The sequence below is a fragment of the Stenotrophomonas sp. LARHCG68 genome, from assembly GCF_052871705.1.
On record NZ_JBIXJV010000001.1, the window covers coordinates 505,686 to 523,261 of the forward strand.

At 68.4% G+C, this 17,576-nt stretch carries 13 protein-coding genes; 4 read left to right on the forward strand and 9 right to left on the reverse strand.

What is annotated here, in order from left to right; genetic code table 11:
• Window positions 1-34: 34 nt before the first annotated feature.
• Both ACIPR8_RS02215 and ACIPR8_RS02220 read right to left on the reverse strand, forming a co-directional pair.
• Window positions 35-964 carry an LpxL/LpxP family Kdo(2)-lipid IV(A) lauroyl/palmitoleoyl acyltransferase gene (locus ACIPR8_RS02215; protein WP_313252125.1) on the reverse strand — a complete coding sequence of 310 codons (930 nt, stop codon included), beginning with the start codon at window positions 962-964 and terminating at the stop codon, window positions 35-37.
• Between the two features lie 14 nt (window positions 965-978).
• Window positions 979-1,137, reverse strand: a complete 159-nt coding sequence (locus tag ACIPR8_RS02220) for a hypothetical protein (RefSeq protein WP_446540028.1) — start codon at window positions 1,135-1,137, stop codon at window positions 979-981.
• A 22-nt stretch (window positions 1,138-1,159) separates the two neighbouring features.
• On the opposite strand from ACIPR8_RS02220, the gene waaA reads away from it, so the two are divergent.
• Window positions 1,160-2,455: a lipid IV(A) 3-deoxy-D-manno-octulosonic acid transferase gene (gene waaA / locus ACIPR8_RS02225; protein ID WP_446540029.1), complete on the forward strand. Its 1,296-nt coding sequence runs from the start codon at window positions 1,160-1,162 to the stop codon at window positions 2,453-2,455.
• A gap of 73 nt (window positions 2,456-2,528) precedes the next feature.
• On the opposite strand, the gene ACIPR8_RS02230 is transcribed toward waaA, so the two are convergent.
• The 3 genes from ACIPR8_RS02230 to ACIPR8_RS02240 form a co-directional block, all read right to left on the reverse strand.
• A complete protein-coding gene (locus ACIPR8_RS02230) occupies window positions 2,529-3,878 on the reverse strand; it encodes a TolC family outer membrane protein (protein WP_192287592.1) in 1,350 nt (449 codons plus the stop codon).
• 20 nt (window positions 3,879-3,898) lie between these two features.
• Complete coding sequence (locus tag ACIPR8_RS02235) at window positions 3,899-4,546, reverse strand: protein-L-isoaspartate O-methyltransferase family protein (protein WP_132865550.1); 648 nt, start codon at window positions 4,544-4,546, stop codon at window positions 3,899-3,901.
• Between the two features lie 148 nt (window positions 4,547-4,694).
• On the reverse strand, window positions 4,695-5,357 hold the full coding sequence (locus ACIPR8_RS02240) for a TetR/AcrR family transcriptional regulator (protein ID WP_132865549.1): 663 nt from the start codon (window positions 5,355-5,357) through the stop codon (window positions 4,695-4,697).
• 111 nt (window positions 5,358-5,468) lie between these two features.
• Between ACIPR8_RS02240 and ACIPR8_RS02245 the strand changes: the two genes are divergently transcribed.
• From ACIPR8_RS02245 to ACIPR8_RS02255, 3 genes are all read left to right on the forward strand, one after another.
• Window positions 5,469-6,599 (forward strand): efflux RND transporter periplasmic adaptor subunit, encoded by a 1,131-nt coding sequence (locus tag ACIPR8_RS02245; RefSeq protein ID WP_313252117.1) that lies wholly within the window; start codon window positions 5,469-5,471, stop codon window positions 6,597-6,599.
• 3 nt (window positions 6,600-6,602) lie between these two features.
• Window positions 6,603-9,764: an efflux RND transporter permease subunit gene (locus ACIPR8_RS02250; RefSeq protein WP_446540030.1), complete on the forward strand. Its 3,162-nt coding sequence runs from the start codon at window positions 6,603-6,605 to the stop codon at window positions 9,762-9,764.
• A 97-nt stretch (window positions 9,765-9,861) separates the two neighbouring features.
• Window positions 9,862-12,804, forward strand: coding sequence for a diguanylate cyclase (locus ACIPR8_RS02255; protein ID WP_446540031.1), 2,943 nt, complete (start codon window positions 9,862-9,864; stop codon window positions 12,802-12,804).
• A 51-nt stretch (window positions 12,805-12,855) separates the two neighbouring features.
• Here ACIPR8_RS02255 and gdhA read toward each other — a convergent pair whose 3' ends face one another.
• The 4 genes from gdhA to leuC all read right to left on the reverse strand — a co-directional run bounded on the left by gdhA (window position 12,856) and on the right by leuC (window position 17,546).
• On the reverse strand, window positions 12,856-14,199 hold the full coding sequence (gene gdhA / locus ACIPR8_RS02260) for an NADP-specific glutamate dehydrogenase (RefSeq protein ID WP_446540032.1): 1,344 nt from the start codon (window positions 14,197-14,199) through the stop codon (window positions 12,856-12,858).
• Between the two features lie 123 nt (window positions 14,200-14,322).
• A complete protein-coding gene (gene leuB, locus ACIPR8_RS02265) occupies window positions 14,323-15,384 on the reverse strand; it encodes a 3-isopropylmalate dehydrogenase (RefSeq protein ID WP_446540033.1) in 1,062 nt (353 codons plus the stop codon).
• A gap of 165 nt (window positions 15,385-15,549) precedes the next feature.
• On the reverse strand, window positions 15,550-16,128 hold the full coding sequence (leuD, locus tag ACIPR8_RS02270; protein WP_446540034.1) for a 3-isopropylmalate dehydratase small subunit: 579 nt from the start codon (window positions 16,126-16,128) through the stop codon (window positions 15,550-15,552).
• The gene (leuC, locus tag ACIPR8_RS02275; protein WP_446540035.1) at window positions 16,128-17,546 is read right to left on the reverse strand and encodes a 3-isopropylmalate dehydratase large subunit; all 1,419 of its coding nucleotides are present in this window, start codon (window positions 17,544-17,546) and stop codon (window positions 16,128-16,130) included. The genes leuD and leuC overlap by 1 nt, the downstream gene beginning before the upstream one ends.
• Window positions 17,547-17,576 lie beyond the last annotated feature (30 nt).

The following is a 17,576-nucleotide window of genomic DNA, read 5'->3' on the forward strand; positions in this document are numbered from 1 at the left end:
TACCACGGCGCGGGTGCCAGGCGCCGACGCGGGCTCAGTCCTTGCGCGCGTAGAAGTTGCTCAGGCCTTCAGGCTGGCGCTTGAAGCGGCGGTGGATCCACAGGTACTGCGCCGGCGCTTCGCGGACCATGTCCTCGATGGCGGCATTGACCTTGGCGGTGTCGGCCACGGCGTCATCGGTGGGGAAGTCCGGCAACGGCGGGGCGATCTTCAGCACGTAGCGGCTGCCGACGCGACGATGGAAGTAGGGCACCACCGCACAGCCGGTCATGCGCGCGAACTGATGGGTCGCGGTGATGGTCGAGGCCGGCATGCCGAAGAACGGCACGAACACCGAATCCTTGCCGCGCATGTCCTGGTCCGGCGCATACCACAGGAAGCCGCCCTTCTTGAGGTGGCGAACGGTGGCGCGGATGTCCTCGTTGGCATACATCGCGCAGGCATAGCGCAGCCGGCCGCTCTTGACCGCCCACTCCATCACCGGGTTGCGGTAGCGGCGGTACATGCCGGCCAGTGGTACGTGGTCGCACAACAGCCGGCCGCACATCTCCAGCGTCATGAAGTGGCCGGAGACCAGCAGCACACCGCGGCCCTCGGCCTGCAGGGCACGCAGGTGCTCCAGGCCCTCGATCTCCACCTGCGGGCGGATGCGGTCGATGCTGCCCCACCAGGCACGGGCGAACTCGAACACGCCCACGCCGAGTGCATCGAAGCTGTCGCGCAGCAGGCGCTGGCGCCAGGCGTCGTCCTGCTCCGGGAAGCACAGCCTGAGGTTGACCTCAGCCGCGCGCCGGCGGCTACCGGCCAGATGCAGCGCCAGCCAGCCCAGGCCACGCCCCAGTGCGCGTTGCAGGGTCCAGGGCAGCCGTGCCGCGAGCATCGCGATGCCCAGCCAGGCGAACGTCGGCCAGTGCCGGGGTTGCAGCAACGAGGGCCGGGTGGCGGTGGTGGGTGAATCGGACATGGGGCAATTCTAAGTCACCGGGGGAAATGCAGGGCGAGCGGAGGTGGCAACGCCATCTCCGGCAATCCTCGCTGCGCCGGATGCCAGGCCGGCGTGGGTTCCGGCAGGACCGCGCCGCCGACTGCGGCATCGGCCTGCAGCCGGATCGTCGTGGCGTCCTCACTGGTTTCCATCGTTCTCCCGTATCCTTCGCCGATGCGTAGGGATCCTGTCGAACTTCTGCTGCGTGGCCTGTATTCGGCCGTGCTTTACCTGTTGCTGCCGATCACCGTCTACCACCTGGTGTGGCGCGGCTTCCGCGTGCGCGAGTACTTCAAGCGCTGGGATGAGCGGTATGCGTCGTACCCGGAAAGCGGCGGGCAACCGCGGGTATGGCTGCATGCGGTGTCGGTGGGCGAGGTCAACGCCGCCGCGCCGGTGGTCAATGCGCTGCGCGAACTGCGTCCGGACATCCGCTGGATCATCACCACCATCACCCCCACCGGGTCGCAGCGCGTGCGTGCGCTGTGGGGGGACGCGGTGGACCATGTCTACCTGCCGTACGACGTGCCGGGCAGCGTGAACCGCTTCCTGGCGCATTTCCGCCCGAGCCTGGCGCTGATCCTGGAAACCGAGTTGTGGCCCAACATGCTGTTCGGGTGCCGGGACCGCGGCATTCCGGTGTACATCCTTAACGCGCGCTTGTCGGCACGTTCGTTGAAGGGCTACCGCGTGCTCAAGGCGCTGGTATCGCGGGCCCTGCGCACGGTCACCTGCGTGGCGGCGCAGTCCGCCGATGACGCGGCACGTTTCATCGCGCTGGGCGCGCGGCCGGAACAGGTGCGCGCGCTGGGCAACCTGAAGTTCGAGATCCATCCGCCCGATCCCACCGCCGTGCTGGAAGGCTTCCACCAGCATGTGCCGGACACGCGACCGGTGTGGATCGCCGCCAGCACCCATGAAGGCGAAGAGCAGGCCGTGGTGGATATCCACAGGCGCCTGCTGGAGCGGCACCCCGATGCCCTGCTGCTGTGGGCGCCACGGCATCCGGAGCGGTTCGCGAAGGTGGAAGCGGTGGCACGCGAGCAGGGCTGGCGCGTGGCCACGCGCAAGGCACAGCAGTGGCCGGAACCCGGCACGCAGGTGTTCGTGCTCAATACGCTCGGTGAACTGATGGCGTTCTATGCGTGCGCGCGGGTCGCCTTCGTCGGCGGCAGCCTGCAGCCCATCGGCGGCCACAACCTGCTGGAGCCGGCGGCGATGGGCGTGGCGGCGATCACCGGGCCGCATCTGCACAATTTCGCCGAGATCTCCCGACGCATGGATGAAGCCGGCGCGCTGCGCATCTGCGCCGATGCGCAGGCGGTGGGGGCGACGGTGGAGCAGTTGCTGGAGAACGACGTCGAGCGTGAGCGCATGATCGAGGCCGGGCGCGCGCTGGTCGCCAACGGGCGTGGCGCGCTGGAACGCACGCTGGAACTGATCACCCCGCAGTTGCCACCGCGCAGCTGACCGCCGGGGAGGCAGATGGCAGGCAACAAAAAAGCGGGCATGGCCCGCTTTTTCGCAAGTACTGCAGGACGGTTTACTGGGCCTGCAGCTTTGCGGTGGCATCGACCGTGAGCAGGCGGTTGATGTCCTGCACTTCGGCGATCTCCAGGTCGCCCACGGCCTGGCTCAGGGCCAGGCGTGCCTGCAGGAAGTTGTAACGCGACTGGGCGTAGTCCAGCTGCGCCTGGAACAGGGTCCGCTGGTTCTGGACCACGTCCAGCACGGTGCGGGTACCGACTTCCAGGCCAACCTGCGAGGCGTCGTAGGCGCTCTGTGCCGAGACCACCGCCAGGCGGCGGGCTTCCACTTCGCTGATGCCGGCGACCAGGTTCTGGTAGGCATTGCGGGTGTTGCGGTCCAGGGCGCGCTTCTGCTGCTCGTAGGTGTCCTGCTGGATGTCACGGGTGGCCAGGGCCTGGCGCACGCGCGACTGGGTGGCGCCACCGGCGAAGATCGGCACGTTCAGGGTCAGGCCGATCGAGTTGGTGGTCGCATCCGGGGTGTTGGAGCTGCCGCCGGTGCTGTCGCCCCAGCGGGCGCTCTTGCCCCAGCTGCCGCCCAGCGACAGGGTCGGGTAGTGGCCGGCGCGGGCCGAGGACACGCTGGATTCGGCGGCGCTGACCTGCAGTTCCTGGGCCTTCAGGTCCGGGTTGCGGGACATGGCGTCGGTGACCAGCTGGTCGATGTTGCCGCGGTTGGTCGGGATGGCCGGGCGGAAGTCTTCCGGCAGGCCGCGCACGTCGCGGACCGGCTGGCCGGTCAGTTCGGTCAGGGCCTGGTAGGCGTCTTCCAGCGTGTTGCGGGCAATGATGGTGTTGGCGCGCGCCTGGTCGTACTGGGCGCGGGCTTCGTGCACGTCGGTGATCGGTGCCAGGCCCACTTCCAGGCGCTTGTCGGCGTAGTCGAACTGCTTCTTGCCGGCCGCTTCGTTGGTCTCGGCCGCGCTCAGCGATTCGATCGCCACCAGCACGTTGAAGTAGGCGGTCGCGGTGCGGATGATCAGGTTGTCGTTGGCCGATTCCAGGGTGTAGTCGGCGGCCTTGCTCAGGTCACGCTGCGCGCGCAGGTCGGCGAACTGGCCCCAATTGAACAGGGTCTGGCTGCCGTTGACGCCGTAGGTGCGGGTCTTGCTGGTGGTGCTGCCGCTGACGCCGTCGGCCTTGGTACGGGTACGGTCCAGCGATGCCTCGCCGTTGATCTGCGGCAGCAGTGCCGCGCGTGCCTGCACCTGGCCTTCCTGGGTGTACAGGCGGTTGGATTCGGCGGCCGACAACTGCGGGTCACCATTGCGGGCCATTTCGTAGACCTGCAGCAGGTCGGCGGCGTGGGCCGTCATCGGGAGCAGGGCGACTGCCAGCGCAAGGGTGAGGGATCGGCGGATCATTGCGGCTTCCTTGGAAGGTTTCAGAGTTGGAATTGCGGTGCAGGAGCAGCGCCCTGCAGGTAGTCGATGTCGGTTTCGAACAGCGATTCCACGCTGCCGTCGGCCTTGACGAGCACAGCTTCCATCACCGGGGAGGTGCCCTTGATGACGAACAGGCGGCCACCGGTGCGCAGCAGCTTGAGCAGGTGGGTCGGGACCGTTTCTACCGCACCGGTGATGCAGATGGCGTCGAACTGGCGCTGGCTGTCCCAGTTCAGGGCGTCGGCGACCTCGATGCGGACGTTGCTGCCCAGCTTGGCGCTGTCCAGGTTCTGGCGGGCGCGTTCAGCCAGCTCCGGCTGGATCTCCAGGCTCAGCACTTCGCGGGCCAGTTCGCCCAGGCAGGCGCTGAGGAAGCCGCTGCCGGTGCCCACTTCCAGCACTTCGTCGCTGGGCTGCAGGTCCAGTGCCTGCAGGGTGCGGCCTTCGATGACCGGCTTCATCATCTTCTGCCCGTGGCCCAGCGGCAGCTCGATGTCGGCATAGGCCAGGGCGCGGTGCGACTCGGCCACGAAGGCCTCGCGCGGCAGGCGGGCCAGCACGTCCAGCACGCGGATGTCCAGCACGTCCCAGGGACGGATCTGCTGTTCAACCATCAATTCGCGGACGTGGGAGTAGTTGATCGTCATGGGAAAGCTCGTCATTCCAGCGCGGTGGGCCGGCCATTTTACCGGTTAGGAGCGCGATGCGGGCCAAGCATCGCCGTGGCCGCTCGGGCGGCCGCAGTGCCGGAAGTCATTCGGACCTACGGTCTGTTCAGCTTGGCAGGGGTGGGTGTCAGCGCGGTGCATACGCCCGCAGGAAGAAGTCGACGCTGGCGGCCACGTGGGCATCCTGGTCGAGCTGGCCGGGCGCGGCACACAGCCCGCACATCATATGGGAGTGCAGCTCGCCCTTGATGATGCAGAAGTACTGGCGCGCGGCGACGATCGGGTCGGGGATGTCCAGTTCGCCCCGGGCCACGCGGGCGGCCAGGAAGTCCGACAGCGCGGTCTCGGTGCGGGCCGGGCCGGCCTCCCAGAACATCTGCCGGATCCGGTCGTCGGTGTCCGGGCTCATCATCATCCGCTGGGTGGCCAGGGCCGCGTCGCTGCTGATCAGCGTGAAGAACGCATGGCCGATGCCCAGCAGCTGGTCGCGCAACGGGCCTTCGCTGTCGGTGACGAACAGGGCGTCGGGCATCATTTCTACGCACTTGGCCTGGATGGCCTCGCGGAACAGGGTCTCCTTGTCACCGAAATGGCTGTACACGGTGAGCTTGGATACGCCGGCACTGGCGGCGATGCCGTCCATGCTGACGCCGTTGAAGCCCAGCTCCACGAACATTTCCTTGGCCGCATCGAGGATGGCGGCACGTTTTCCAAGGTCTTTCGGACGGCCCGGCCCACTGCTGCGCGCAGGCTCCCGGGAGACGTTGGTGGCAGAGGATTTGGAAGACATGAGGGAATACTAGACCAGCTGGTTCGATATTTATACTATACCGCGTCGTTCAGTAATGGCGGTGAAACCCCGGCCGCCTCCCTTCCCCCTGCGTTCGCGACCCTGATCACCATGAACAACCTCCGATGGATTGGCGGCAGCCTGTTGCTGGCCGTGCTTGCTGCGTGTGGCAAAACCGAAACCGCCGCGGTGCCGGCCTTGCCGGTAATGGTGGTCAAACCGGCCGGCGGGCAGGACGTGACCGTCACGGCCTATCCCGGCGAAGTGCATGCACGCGAGGAGGCCGCGCTGTCCTTCCGTGTGGCCGGCAACCTGCTGCGGCGTGAGGTCGATGCCGGCCAGCGGGTGAAGAAGGGCCAGGTGCTGGCCGAACTGGATGTCGCCGACTACGCGCTGCAGGCCCGTGCCGCACAGGCACAGTACGCCGCGGCCGAGGCCGACCTGGTGAAGGCCCGCGACGAGCACCGCCGCTATGAGGTGCTGGCCGCCCAGCAGGTGGTCAGCCGTTCGGCACTGGACGCACAGACCGCGGCGCTGAAGGCGGCGCAGGGCCAGGCCGACGCGGCGCGGGCCAACCTGGACGTCAACCGCAACCAGGCCAGCTATGCGCAGCTGCGGGCACCGGCCGACGGCATGATCGCCGCGCGCGAGGCCGAGGCCGGGCAGGTGGTCGCCGCCGGGCAGACGATCTTCACCCTGGCCGCCGACGGCGCCCGCGAAGTGGCCATCGCGTTGCCGGAAAGCGCCATCCGCGAGTTCAGCGTCGGCCAGCCGGTCGAGGTGGAGTTGTGGAACCAGGCAGGCAAGCGTCTGTCCGGCAGCATCCGCGAGATCGCGGCCGGCGCCGATGCGCAGACCCGCAGCTACGCTGCGCGCGTGCAGCTGGCGGCCGATGCGTTGGATTCGGTCGAGCTGGGCCAGAGCGCCCGCGTCTATATCGGGCACGGCAAGGGAGCGGCGCTGAGCGTGCCGCTGTCGGCGGTGCAGGCAGGCAAGCAGCCGCAGCAGGCCAGCGTGTGGGTGGTCAACCCGGCCACCGGCGCACTGCAGTCGCGCGCGGTGACCCTGGGTGCCTACGGCGCCGAGTCGGTGCCGGTGCTGCAGGGGCTGCGCGCCGATGAGTGGGTGGTGGCCGCCGGCGGCCACCTGCTGCGCGAAGGCCAGGTGGTGCGGGCCGTGGACCGCAGCAACCGCCCGGTGCTGGCACCGGCGCCGGCTGCCGCCGCGAACAAGGGGGAATGAGGCGTGCGCCGCTTCAATCTTTCCGAGTGGGCACTGACCAACCGCCCGCTGGTGCTGTTCATGATGATCGCCCTGGCGATCATCGGCACCTGGTCCTACAAACACCTCGGGCAGTCCGAGGACCCGCCGTTCACGTTCAAGGCCATGGTGATCCAGACCTCGTGGCCGGGCGCCACCGCCGAGCAGGTGTCGCGGCAGGTGACCGAGCCGATCGAGAAGGCGCTGATGAACACCGGGCAGTTCGAGTTCATCCAGTCGTACTCGCGGCCGGGCGAATCGCAGGTGATCTTCAGCGCCCGCGACGCGATGGCCTCCAAGGACGTGCCGGAGCTGTTCTACCAGGTGCGCAAGAAGGTGGGCGACATCCGTTCGCAGCTGCCGGCCGAGGTGATCGGGCCGTTCTTCAATGACGAGTTCGGCGATACGTTCGGCAACATCTATGCGCTGACCGGCAAGGGCTTCGACTACGCGGTGATGCGCGACTACGCCGACCGCATCCAGCTGGAGCTGCAGCGCGTGGCCGATGTCGGCAAGGTCGACCTGGTCGGCCTGCAGGACGAGAAGGTGTGGATCGAGCTGTCCAACACCAAGCTGGCCACGCTGGGCGTGTCGATGCAGCAGGTCCAGCAGGCGCTGTCCGAACAGAACGCGATGGCACCGGCGAGCTGGTTCGAGACCGCCAGCGACCGCGTGCAGCTGCGCATCACCGGCCAGTTCAACTCGGTGCAGGAGATCAGCGACTTCCCGATCCGCGCCGGTGACCGCACCGTGCGCCTGGGCGACATCGCCCAGGTCAAGCGTGGCTTCGCCGACCCGGCCTCGGCCAAGATGCGCTTCATGGGCGAGGACGCCATCGGCATCGCGGTGGCGATGAAGAACGGCGGCGACATCATCAAGCTCGGCAAGGCGCTGGACGATGAGTTCGCGCGCCTGCAGAAGACCCTGCCGGTGGGCATGGAACTGCGCAAGGTGTCCGACCAGCCGCATGCGGTGAAGGATTCGGTGGGCGAGTTCGTCAAGGTGCTCACCGAGGCGGTGGTGATCGTGCTGCTGGTGAGCTTCTTCTCGCTGGGGCTGCGCACCGGCCTGGTGGTGGCGGTGTCGATCCCGCTGGTGCTGGCGATGACGTTCTTCCTGATGCACCAGTTCGACATCGGCCTGCACAAGATATCGCTGGGCGCGCTGGTGCTGGCGCTGGGCCTGCTGGTGGACGATGCGATCATCGCGGTGGAGATGATGGCCACCAAGATGGAGCAGGGCTACGACCGCATGCGTGCGGCCAGCTTCGCCTGGGAGTCCACCGCCTTCCCGATGCTGACCGGCACCCTGATCACCGCCGCCGGCTTCCTGCCGATCGCCACGGCGGCATCGAGCACCGGTGAGTACACCCGCTCGCTGTTCCAGGTGGTGACCATCGCCCTGCTGGTGTCCTGGGTGGCCGCGGTGTTGTTCATCCCGTACCTGGGCGACAAGATGCTGCCGGACCTGCACAACCCGCAGCCGCCCAAGCCGACCAGCCTCGCCGGCCGCGTGCGTGCGCTGCGCCAGCGTTGGGCCGACCGCAACCCGGCGCTGGCCAACCTGGTCGCGCCGAAGGAACTGACGCACGACCATGACCCGTATGGCACCGCGTTCTACCAGCGCTTCCGGCGTTTCCTCGACGCCTGCCTGCGTCGCCGCTGGCTGGTGATCTTCGCCACCATCGGCCTGTTCGTGTTCTCGCTGGTGATCTTCCGCTTCGTGCCGCAGCAGTTCTTCCCCGATTCGACCCGGCCGGAGCTGATGGTGGACATCGAGCTGGCCGAAGGGGCCTCGCTGACCGCCACCCAGGCCCAGGCCGAGAAGTTCGAGGCCCTGCTCAAGGGCCATGCCGGCATCGCCAACTTCGTCGGCTACGTGGGCACCGGTTCGCCGCGCTTCTACCTGCCGCTGGACCAGCAGCTGCCGGCCACCAACTTCACCCAGTACGTGGTGCTGGCCGAAGACACGCATGCCCGCGAGGAAGTGCGCGAGTGGCTGCTCAAGGAGGTGGTGCCGCAGTTCTCCGACGTGCAGATGCGCGTCACCCGCCTGGAGAACGGCCCGCCGGTGGGTTACCCGGTGCAGTTCCGGGTGTCCGGCGAGCACATCGAGCGGGTGCAGGCCATTGCCCGGCAGGTGGCGGACAAGGTGCGCGAGAACCCGCACACCACCAACGTCAACCTCAACTGGAGCGAGCCGAGCAAGGTGGTGCGGCTGGTCGTGGACCAGGACCGTGCGCGCGCGCTGGGCGTGAGCAGCGCGCAGCTGGCGCAGTTCCTGAGCAGTTCGTTGTCCGGCACCAGCGTCAGCACCTACCGTGAAGGCAACCGCCAGATCGGCATGCTGCTGCGCGGCCCGGAGGACGAGCGTGCGCACCTGGAGATGCTGGGCAGCCTGGCCATTCCCACCAGCAGCGGCAAGCCGGTGTCGCTGTCGCAGGTGGCGCGCCTGGAGCAGGTGTTCGAGGACGGCATCATCTGGCACCGCGACCGCCTGCCGACGGTCACCGTGCGCGCCGACATCGGCGACAGCATGTTGCCGGTGGGGGTGGTGCAGCAGCTGCTGCCGACGCTGGAAGGCATCCGCGCCGAGCTGCCGGACGGCTACCTGCTGGAGACCGGCGGCACCGTGGAGGACTCGGCCCGTGGCCAGAACTCGATCAATGCCGGCATGCCGCTGTTCCTGGTGGTGGTGGCCACGCTGCTGATGCTGCAGCTGCGCAGCTTCTCGCGGGCGGCGATGGTGTTCGTCACCGCACCGCTGGGCATCATCGGCGCGACCCTGTTCCTGCTGATCTTCCGCGCGCCGTTCGGCTTCGTGGCGATGCTGGGCACGATCGCGCTGGCCGGCATGATCATGCGCAACTCGGTGATCCTGATCGACCAGATCCAGCAGGACATCGACGCCGGGCACGACCGCTGGCACGCGATCATCGACGCCACCGTGCGCCGCTTCCGGCCGATCGTGCTGACCGCGCTGGCCGCGGTGCTGGCGATGATCCCGCTCTCGCGCAGTGCCTTCTATGGCTCGATGGCGATCGCGATCATGGGCGGGCTGATCGTCGGCACGGTGCTGACCCTGGTGTTCCTGCCGGCGCTGTACGCGGCCTGGTTCCGGGTGCGCCCGGACGAAGCGGCCCAGTAAGGGGTGGGAGATCCGTCCCTGGAAGGGGCGGATCTCACGCCGGAATGCTAAATTGAAGCGGCCGGCCGCTGGCCGGGAGGACCTGCGGGAGGCAGGTTTGCCCAGACCGCTTCACCATTTCCCGAACCCCGTCACCCGCGCCATCGCGCGGGTCGCCGGGTGCTGCCTGTGGGTGCTGTTGGCGGTGCTGGCCGCGCCGCTGGCGCAGGCCGCGCGCCACACCGTGGCCGGTTGGGACATGGAGCAGGGGCTGCCGCACAACCTGGTGCAGGCGGTCGCGCAGGACAACGAAGGGTTCATCTGGCTGGGGACGTGGGAAGGCGTGGTCCGCTTCAACGGCCGCAGCTTCACCGTGTTCGACCGCCAGAACACCCCGGGCGTGGAGCTGTCCGGCGTGCCCACCCTGCTGGCCGACCGCGACGGCGGCATGCTGTTCGGCACCATCAACAACGGCCTGTACCGCTACCACCGCGGGCGCTGGGAAGCGCTCGGCGGGGAGCAGGCCCGCCACCTGTCGATCACCGCCTTGCTGCGCGACGCCGACGGCACCCTGTGGGTGGGCGCGAAGGAACGGTTGCTGCGGTTGTCCGCCGAGGGCGAGCTGCGCGACGTCGGCCTGTCCCCGGGCCTGCCCGAAGCCACCATCACCGCCCTGGCGCAGTCGGCCGACGGCACGATGCTGGTGGCCACCGAGCGTGGCGTGTTCCAGCTCCGGGGCAGTCAGGCAACGGCCTGGCAGGACAGCGCCGGCTGGGTGGTGCGTGACCTGGTGGGAGACGGAAAGGGCGGTTGGCTGGTCGCGGCCGATGACGGCGTGCGCTGGCTGCGCGGCAATGGCACGCGCGAGCACCTGTACCCGGGTGAGCGCGTGGAGCGGCTGCGCCGCGATGCCGGCGGCGACCTGTGGTTGAGCCTCTCGGCCGGACGGCTGGAACGCTTCGGCGCAGGCCAGCGCGAGCGCATCGCCATCCCCGGCCAGGTCAGCCCGGCGCTGATGATCGACCGCGAAGGGCTGGTCTGGGCCGGAAGTACCGATGGCCTGTTCCGGATCGACGAAGGCGCCGCGCAGGGGCTGACCGAGACCGAGGGGCTGGGTTCGAACTACGTCCGCGCGGTCATCCAGTCCGCCGATGGCACGGTGTGGATCGGCCACTCCGAGGGGCTGGACCGGCTCGATGGCGGGCAGCCGCGGCGGGTCCCGCTGGTTCCCGGTGCCCGTCGCGATGCCTCGGTGCTGGCGTTGGCGGTGGCCCCCGGCACGCTGTGGGCGGGCACCTACAACCATGGCGTGCTGCGGCTGGATGCCGATGGCACGGTGCGGCAGCAGGTGGTGCTGCCGGGCACGGTGCAGCCGCTGGTGCGCGCGCTGTGCGTGGATGCTGATGGCGGGCTGTGGATCGGCAGCGCCGAAGGGCTGTTCCATTACCGCGATGGTCACCTCCGCCTGTACGGGCTGGAGGAAGGCCTGCCCGGCGCGGCGGTGCATGCGCTGTACCGCGATGCCGGCGGCGTGCTGTGGATCGGGACCAATGCCGGCATGGCCTCGCTCGGCGCCGATGGCAAGCTGCAGAGCTGGTCGGTGCAGAGCGGTTTCCCGGCCAGTTACGTGTTCGATTTCCTCGGCGATGGCAACGGCGACCTGTGGATCGCCACCGACCATGGCCTGCTGCGCAAGCGCGGGCTGGACGTGCAGGTGTTCGACCACCGCAGGGGCCTGCCGCGCGACAAGGTGTTCCGCATCATCGACGACGGCCGCGGGCACCTGTGGTTGCCCAGCAACCAAGGCGTGTTCCGGCTCGACCGCAATGACCTGGTCGGGGTGGCGGCGGGGGCGCGCAGCCAGTTGGCGGTGCATGTGATCGACCACACCGACGGCATGCCGAGCAGCCAGGCCAACGGTGCGTCCTCGCCGGCCGGTTGGCTCGCCCGTGACGGGCGCCTGATGTTTCCCACCGCCGAAGGGCTGGCGGTGATCGACCCGCTGCGCGTGGACGGCAGCGCCCGCCTGCGCCGGTCGCCGGTGGTGATCGAAGGGGTGGTGATCGACGGCACGCCGCAGGCCCCGCAGGAACGCTATGCGTTGCCGCCGGAAGTGGAGCGGATCGAGGTCGCCTACACGGGGCTGGGGTTCCGGGCGCCGGACAAGATGCGCTACCGCTACCGGCTGGAGGGCTTCGACGCCGACTGGGTCGAGGCCGGCGAGCGTACCGAGGCGGTGTACACCAACCTGGCCCCGGGTAATTACCAGCTGCGGGTGCAGGCGATGACCCTGCCGCTGGATTGGCAGGATGCGCGCCGCGTCGGCGAAGCACGCCTGCAGCTGAGCGTGGCCACGCCGTACTGGCGGCGGCCGTGGGTGATGGCGATGGGCGTGGTCGCGCTGCTCGGGCTGGTGCTGGTCCTGGTGGCCTGGCGCACGGCCAGCTACCGCCGCCGGCAACGTCTGCTCAGCACCGAGATCGCGGCGCGGACGCAGGAACTACGCGAGAAGAACCGCGCGCTGCAGCAGGCCGACGCCGAGCGCGATCACCTGCTGCGGCGGTTGGAACACATGGCCATGCATGACGTGCTGACCGGCCTGCCGAACCGGCGCGCCGGTGATGCCTACCTGCAGCAGGCCATGCGTGAGGCCGAGCGCGACGGTGCGCCGCTGCACGTGGCGCTGCTGGACATCGACCATTTCAAGCAGATCAACGACGGCCACGGGCATGAGGCCGGTGACCAGGTGTTGCGTGACGTCGCCAGCCTGCTGCAGCTGCAGCTGGGCGAGAACCAGTTCGTGTCACGCCATGGCGGCGAGGAGTTCCTGATCGTGCTGCGCGGCATGTCGTTGCCGGCCGCGGCCGAACAGCTGCAGGCGGTACGCATGCAGCTGGCGCGGTTGCGCCTGGAGGAACTGGGCGCGGACACGCATATCACCGTCTGCATGGGCCTGGCCAGCCTGGGCCCGGGGCAGCAGACCGTGCGGACCCTGCTGGCGGCGGCGGACCGCCAGCTGTATCGCGCCAAGCACGAAGGCCGCAACCGCGTCGCGCACTGAGTTGCGGCCAAGGCGCCGTGCGTGTCGCACGGCGCGGCGTTGGCGGCAGGCTCAGTACAGGCCCTGTGCCAGCATCGCGTCGGCGACCTTGACGAAGCCGGCGATGTTGGCGCCGTCGACGTAGTTGACGCTGCCATCGGCGCGCACGCCATGGCGCACGCAGTTGGCGTGGATCTCCTTCATGATCACGTGCAGGCGCTCGTCCACGTCGGCATGGCGCCAGGACAGGCGCAGCGCGTTCTGGCTCATCTCCAGGCCCGAGGTGGCCACGCCGCCGGCATTGCTGGCCTTGCCCGGCGCGTACAACGTGCCGGCGTGCAGGAACACGTCCACCGCTTCCAGCGTCGAAGGCATGTTGGCGCCTTCGGCCACGCACAGCACGCCGTTGCTGACCAGCGTGCGCGCATCGGTTTCGTCCAGTTCGTTCTGGGTGGCGCAGGGCAGGGCGATGTCGGCCGGGATATGCCACGGGCGGCGGTCGGCGAGGAACTCGAAGCGCGCATCGTCGGCCAGTTCGGACAGGCGGCCCCGGCGCTCGTTCTTCAGGGTCATCACCGCCTGCAGGCCGTCTTCGTCGAAGCCGTCGCGCGCGTACAGCGTGCCGCCGGAATCGGAGAAGGTCAGTACGCGCGCGCCGAGTTCGGCGGCCTTGATCGCCGCGAACTGGGCGACGTTGCCCGAGCCGGAGATCAGCACCTTGGCCCCGTGCGTTTCGCGGCGGGCGTGGTGCAGCATCTGCTCGACGAAGTAGACCGTGCCGAAACCGGTGGCCTCCGGCCGCATCAAGCTGCCGCCGTAGGCCAGGCCCTTGCCGGTGAACACGCAGGACGCATCGTTGCTGAGCTTCTTCATCATGCCGGCCATGAAGCCGACCTCGCGCGCGCCCACGCCGATATCGCCGGCCGGAACGTCGGTGTCCGGGCCCAGGTGGCGGTACAGCTCCAGCATCAGCGCCTGGCAGAAGCGCATCACCTCGCCGTCGCTCTTGCCCTTGGGGTCGAAGTCCGAGCCGCCCTTGCCGCCGCCCATCGGCAACGTGGTCAGTGCGTTCTTGAAGGTCTGTTCGAAGGCCAGGAACTTGAGGATGGACAGGTTCACCGACGGGTGGAAACGCATGCCGCCCTTGAACGGGCCGATCGCCGAGCTGTGCTGCACGCGCCAGGCCCGGTTGACGTGGGTCTGGCCGGCATCGTCGGCCCAGGCGACGCGGAACTGGATCACGCGCTCCGGCTCGACCAGGCGTTCCAGCAACCCGTAGCGGGTGTACTTCGGGTTCTGCTGCAGGAACGGCCACAGGCTGAGGGTCACCTCCTTCACCGCCTGCAGGAACTCGGGCTGGTGCGGGTCGCGCTTGGCCACGTGGGCCAGGAAGTCGTCGGGGCTACGGTAGTTCAAGGGCATTCCTCAAGGATGGGGGGATCCGAAAACGGGGATCCAATAAGGGAAAGGCTGTCTATCCACCGGGCGACAAGAGGTCGCCAAAAAAAGACGCGGCCCAAAGGCCGCGTCCGGATGTCATTACTGCAGTTGGGCAAGCACGGCCTGGGCGGCCTGGCTGGTGCTGAGCGCCTGGCCCTGCGCGGCTAGGTCGGCGGTGAAGTGGCCGTCATCCAGTGCGGCGGAGACGGCCTGTTCGATCGCCGCCGCTTCGGCCTCCAGCCCGAGCGAATGGCGCAGCAGCATCGCCGCGCTGAGGATGGTGGCGTAGGGGTTGGCGATGCCCTTGCCGGCGATGTCCGGTGCCGAGCCGTGGATGGGTTCGTAGATGCCGACCTTGCCTTCCTGGCCCAGCGAGGCCGATGGCAGCAGGCCCAGCGAGCCGGCCAGCATCGAGGCCTCGTCGGTGAGGATGTCCCCGAACATGTTCTCGGTGACGATCACGTCGTAGGCGCGTGGCTTGGCGATCAGGTGCATGGCCATCGAGTCGACCAGCTGGTGTTCGAGTTCGACGTCTGGGAACTCCTCGCGGCCGATGCGCGCGGCGGTATCGCGCCACAGCCGCGAGGTTTCCAGCACGTTGGCCTTGTCCACCGAGGTCAGCTTGCCGCGACGCTGCTGCGCCAGGCGGAAGGCGCTGCGCAGCACGCGCTCGATCTCGACCACGGTATAGCGGCACAGGTCGCTGGCGCTGTCGGCATCGCGGGTCTTGTCACCGAAGTAGATGCCGCCGGTGAGCTCGCGCACGACGATGAAGTCCACGTCGGTGAGCAGTTCGGGCTTGATCGGCGAGGCGTTCAGTGCGGCCGGATGGGTGCGCACCGGGCGCAGGTTGGCGTACAGGCCCAGCGCCTTGCGGATGGCCAGCAGGCCCTGTTCCGGGCGCACCTTGGCGTTCGGGTCGGACCACTTCGGGCCACCGACGGCGCCGAGCAGGACGGCATCGGCCTTGCTGCAGGCTTCCAGCGTGCTGGCCGGCAGGGGCTCGCCATGGTTGTCGATGGCGATGCCGCCGATGTCGTGTTCGCTGAAGGTGAAGCTATGGCCGAAACGGGCGGCGATGGCCTTGAGCACGTCCACGGCGGCGACGGTGATTTCAGGACCGATGCCGTCACCCGGCAGTACGACGATGTTGGCTTGCATGTAAGGCTTCCGATTGCTGTTCTTTTGAAGCCCCTCTCCCTGTGGGAGAGGGGTTGGGGATTGGGTAGGGAGGACCACGCGTTGTGTCTGGCCGCAGTAGTCCTCGCGCTTACCCTCATCCGCCCCTTCGGGGCACCTTCTCCAGGAGGGAGAAGGGTTTATGGCTCACGCCGCGCGGGCGGCTTCGTAGGCTTCAATTTCCGACACGCGGCCCAGCAGCCAGCCCAGCTGGTCCACGCCTTCCAGCAGGCAGGTCTGCGAGAAGCCATCCAGCGGGAACGCATAGGCCTTGCCGGATGACGTGCGCAGTTCGCGTGCGGCAACGTCGACGGTCAGTTCGTCGTCCGGGTGCTGCATCAGTTCCTGCACGTCGGCCTCGTCCAGCACGATCGGCAGCAGGCCGTTCTTCAGCGAGTTGCCACGGAAGATGTCGGCGATCTCGCTGCTGACGATGGCACGCAGGCCCAGGTCGGTCAGCGCCCACGGCGCATGCTCGCGCGAGGAACCGCAACCGAAGTTGCGGCCGGCCAGCAGGATCGAGCGGCCTGCATTCTCCGGTTGGTTGAAGGCGAACTCCGGGTTCGGCGAGCCGTCGGCCTGCCAACGCCAGTCGTTGAACGCGTTCTTGCCCAGCCCGGCACGCTCGGTGGTGGACAGGAACCGCGCCGGGATGATCTGGTCAGTGTCGATGTTGGTCTGGCGCAGCACCACGCTGCGCGAAACGATCCGGGTCAGTGCGGCCATCAGGCCACCTCCTTGGCAAACAGTTCACGCGGGTCGGCGACATGGCCGTTCACCGCAGCCCAGGCCGCGCTCATCGGCGAGGCCAGCAACGTGCGTGAGCCCGGACCCTGGCGACCTTCGAAATTACGGTTGCTGGTGCTCACCGCCAGCTGGCCCGGTGCGACCAGATCGCCGTTCATGGCGATGCACATCGAGCAGCCCGGTTCGCGCCATTCGGCACCGGCCGCACGCACGATCTCGTGGATGCCTTCGGCTTCGGCATCGCGCTTGACGATCTCCGAGCCCGGCACCACCAGCATGCGCACGCCATCGGCGATGCGACGACCGCGCAGCACCTGCGCTACTTCGCGCATGTCGCTCAGGCGGCCGTTGGTGCAGGAACCGACGAACACCACGTCCACCGGCGTGCCGGCCAGCGCGTGGCCGGCTTCGAACTTCATGTAGTCCAGGCCCTTCTGCGCGGCCGCGTCGTTGGCGGCCGGGATCGGCGCATCCACGGCGATGGCGGTGCCCGGGTGCGTGCCCCAGGTCAGGGTCGGGCGGATGTCGGCGGCATCGATGTGCACTTCGGCATCGAAGCGTGCGCCGGCATCGCTGTTCAAGGTCTTCCAGTGGGCGACGGCGCTGTCGAAGGCGGCGCCCTTCGGGCCACGCGGGGTATTGGCAACCCAATCGAACGTGACCTGGTCCGGTGCGACCATGCCGGCGCGCGCGCCGGCTTCGATCGACATGTTGCACAGGGTCATGCGCTGTTCCATGTCCATCGCGCGGATCGCCGAGCCACGGAACTCCAGCACGTGGCCGGTGCCGCCGTTGACGCCGATCACGCCGATGATGTGCAGCACCACGTCCTTGGCACCAACGCCGGGCGACAGCGCGCCATCAACGGTGATCGACATGGTCTTTGCCTTGCGCTGCAGCAGGCACTGCGTGGCCAGCACATGGCCGACCTCGCTGGTGCCGATGCCGAAGGCCAGCGAACCGAACGCACCGTGGGTGGAGGTGTGGCTGTCGCCGCAGACGATGGTCATGCCCGGCTGGGTGAAGCCCTGCTCCGGGGCGATGACGTGGACGATACCGCGGTTGGCCGAGGCCAGGTCGAACAGCTCGATGCCGTACTCGGCGCAGTTCTTGGCCAGCATCTCCACCTGCGCCTCGGAAGCCTTGCTCGCGTACGGCAGTTTGCCGTCAGGGCCGGCCGGCAGGGTCGGGGTGGAGTGGTCCATCGTCGCCTTGGTGCGGTCCGGGCGGCGCGGCTTCAGGCCGCGCTCGCGCAGTTCGGTGAAGGCCTGCGGCGAGGTGACTTCGTGGATCAGGTGCAGGTCGATGTACAGCACGGCCGGCGCGCTGTCCGATTCGGGGACGACGACATGCGCGTCCCACAGCTTGTCATACAGGGTCTTGGGTGCGGAGCTCATTGCTTTCTGGTTCCGTTGCCTATGAGGGGC

Excerpts from the sequence above, each read along its gene's own strand:
- ACIPR8_RS02215 (WP_313252125.1), bottom strand. The coding sequence starts at position 964 with ATGTCCGATTCACCCACCACCGCCACCCGGCCCTCGTTGCTGCAACCC.
- ACIPR8_RS02220 (WP_446540028.1), bottom strand. The coding sequence starts at position 1,137 with ATGGAAACCAGTGAGGACGCCACGACGATCCGGCTGCAGGCCGATGCC.
- waaA (WP_446540029.1), top strand. The coding sequence starts at position 1,160 with ATGCGTAGGGATCCTGTCGAACTTCTGCTGCGTGGCCTGTATTCGGCC.
- ACIPR8_RS02230 (WP_192287592.1), bottom strand. The coding sequence starts at position 3,878 with ATGATCCGCCGATCCCTCACCCTTGCGCTGGCAGTCGCCCTGCTCCCG.
- ACIPR8_RS02235 (WP_132865550.1), bottom strand. The coding sequence starts at position 4,546 with ATGACGATCAACTACTCCCACGTCCGCGAATTGATGGTTGAACAGCAG.
- ACIPR8_RS02240 (WP_132865549.1), bottom strand. The coding sequence starts at position 5,357 with ATGTCTTCCAAATCCTCTGCCACCAACGTCTCCCGGGAGCCTGCGCGC.
- ACIPR8_RS02245 (WP_313252117.1), top strand. The coding sequence starts at position 5,469 with ATGAACAACCTCCGATGGATTGGCGGCAGCCTGTTGCTGGCCGTGCTT.
- leuB (WP_446540033.1), bottom strand. The coding sequence starts at position 15,384 with ATGCAAGCCAACATCGTCGTACTGCCGGGTGACGGCATCGGTCCTGAA.
- leuD (WP_446540034.1), bottom strand. The coding sequence starts at position 16,128 with ATGGCCGCACTGACCCGGATCGTTTCGCGCAGCGTGGTGCTGCGCCAG.
- leuC (WP_446540035.1), bottom strand. The coding sequence starts at position 17,546 with ATGAGCTCCGCACCCAAGACCCTGTATGACAAGCTGTGGGACGCGCAT.